At 72.4% G+C, this 2,480-nt stretch carries 2 protein-coding genes; one reads left to right on the top strand and one right to left on the bottom strand.

Annotation, left to right across the window (positions count from 1 at the left end):
• Positions 1-343: 343 nt before the first annotated feature.
• The gene (locus ACWF94_RS38585) at positions 344-991 is read right to left on the bottom strand and encodes a TetR family transcriptional regulator (protein WP_453499659.1); all 648 of its coding nucleotides are present in this window, start codon (positions 989-991) and stop codon (positions 344-346) included.
• Between the two features lie 167 nt (positions 992-1,158).
• On the opposite strand from ACWF94_RS38585, the gene ACWF94_RS38580 reads away from it, so the two are divergent.
• Positions 1,159-2,397: an acyl-CoA dehydrogenase family protein gene (locus tag ACWF94_RS38580; RefSeq protein WP_453499657.1), complete on the top strand. Its 1,239-nt coding sequence runs from the start codon at positions 1,159-1,161 to the stop codon at positions 2,395-2,397.
• Positions 2,398-2,480: the final 83 nt, after the last annotated feature.

The raw sequence follows: 2,480 nt of genomic DNA, 5'->3' as shown, positions 1-2,480 counted from the left end.
GCTTTCAGCCCGTCCGGCGATTGACGACACGGCCGAAGGCCGTACATGGGGTCCGGGGCCTGCCCCGGTTACGGGAAGGGCGGGGCAGGGGAACCGGCCCGCCGCAGGCGCGGGACACGGTCGAGGGTCTGGGCCCCGGAGGCAAGCGTTCCGGCCGGGCGCGGTCGGCGGCGTTTGCCGGGTGCGGCGCCCCGGGCCCCCGGAACGGGGCTGGGCACGCCTCGGGCGGGGGCGGGCGCTCCGGCGGACCCGGGTGGAACGGGGCTGGGCGCGCCCGGGGCCGGGGCGGGCCGGGGCGTGCCGGGGGCTGAGGCGCCGCGGGCACCGAGCCGTCCGGCAGGCGTCAGAAGCCCGGGCCGCCCGCCTTGTCCGCCACCGCGGCCAGCCGTCCCCAGAGCAGATCCGCCAGCGACCCCACCAACTCCGCCCGCGAGCAGGGCCGTTCCCCCAGCCACCAGTCGCCCGCCGCGTGCATCATGCCGACGATGCCGTGCCCCCAGACCCGCGCCAGCCGCTCCCCGTCCGGGCCCAGCTCCACCCGGTCGTGGATCACCTTGGCCAGTTCCTCGCCGAGCCGCCGGAGCAGCGGCGCCGAGTGGCGGCCGACGTCGAACCCGGCCTCGGACTGCTGGGTGTCCTCCGCGGGGTGCATCAGAAAGCGGTAGACCTGCGGCCGTGCCTCGATGGCCGCGAGATAGGTGTCGAGGGTCGCCTCGATCCGCTCGCGCCGGTCGGCGGGCGCGTCGAGCGCAGCCCGCAGCGAGGCGAGCAGCGCGTCGGTATGGCGCTTGGCCAGCGCCCGGTAGAGCCCGCCCTTGTCGCCGAAGTGCCGGTACAGAATGGGCTTGGTGATACCCGCCTCGGCCGCGATGGCGTTCATGGAGGCATGAGGTCCGTCCCGGAGCACCACCCGGTCCGCCGCTTCGAGCAGTGCCCGGCGGCGCTGATCGGCCGGCCGATCCTGGTCGGAGGACTGCTTCGTGGTCTCCATCGGTGTTTCTCCCCGCCCGTGCGATTGCGTGACGCCTGCGCAAAGTAACACCCCCCGCGTTCCGCCCGGGTAACCGCCCATGGCTGGTTGACATGCTCTACCACCCGGTAACAGACTGCGGTTACCGCAAGTAACGCCCTGGGTGGCATGGCAGCGCAGGAGGGGACATGGCCGAGTTCACGTTTGAACTCAACGATGACCAGAGGCAGATCCGTGACTGGCTGCACGGCTTCGCCGCGGAGGTGATGCGCCCGGCCGCCGCCGAGTGGGACGAGCGCGAGGAGACACCCTGGCCGGTCATCCGGGAAGCGGCCAAGGTGGGCATCTACTCCCTCGACTTCTACGCCCGGCAGTTCTACGACCCGACGGGCCTCGGCATTCCGATGACCATGGAGGAACTCTTCTGGGGAGACGCCGGAATCGCGCTGTCCATCGTGGGCACCGGACTCGCCGCGGTCGGTGTGCTCGCCAATGGCACGGAGGACCAGATCGGCACCTGGATTCCGCAGATGTACGGCGACCCGGACGATGTCAGGGTCGCCGCCTTCTGCTCCTCCGAACCGGACGCGGGCTCCGACGTCGGCGCGATGCGCACCCGCGCGGTGTATGACGGGGCCACCGGCGAATGGGTCCTGGACGGCACCAAGTCCTGGGCGACCAACGGCGGGATCGCCGATGTCCATGTGGTGGTCGCCGTCGTCGACCCCGGGCTCGGCACCAAGGGCCACGCGTCCTTCATCGTCCCGCCGGGCACCCCCGGTCTGTCCCAGGGGCAGAAGTTCAGGAAGCACGGAATCCGTGCCTCCCACACCGCGGAAGTCGTCCTCGACGGTGTGCGCGTCCCCGGGGACTGCCTCCTCGGCGGCAAGGAGAAGCTCGACGAGCGCCTCGCCCGGGCCCGTGAGAGGGCCATCCCGGGCGACCCCGGCGACGGCGAGCGGATCAGGAACGCGGCGATGGCGACCTTCGAGGCGTCCCGCCCGGCGGTCGGCGCGATGGCGGTGGGCACCGCCCGCGCCGCGTACGAGGTCGCGCTCGACTACGCCACGACCCGCACCCAGTTCGGCCGGCCCATCATCGACAACCAGGGCATCGCCTTCCAGCTCGCCGATATGCGCACCCGGATAGACGCGGCCCGGCTGCTGGTGTGGCGGGCCTCCTGGATGGCGGCGAGTGGCCGGCCGTTCACCTCGGCCGAGGGTTCGATGTCCAAGCTGTACGCCGGCGAGGCGGCCAAGGAGGTCACCGCGCAGGCCATCCAGATCCTGGGCGGCAACGGATTCAGCCGTGACTACCCGGTGGAGCGGATGCACCGGGACGCCGCGATCTTCACCATCTTCGAGGGAACCAGCGAGATCCAGCGGCTGGTGATCGCCAGGACCCTCGCGGGTATGCCGATCCGCTGACCGCTGACCGCTGACCGCAGACAGCGACCCGCAGCCGGCCCCGGGCGGTGCGGGAGCGGCGGCGGTGCGGGAGGCTCCGTCCC

The organism is Streptomyces sp. NPDC055078 (assembly GCF_053607985.1).
This window is presented reverse-complemented; position numbering and strand designations above follow the sequence as displayed.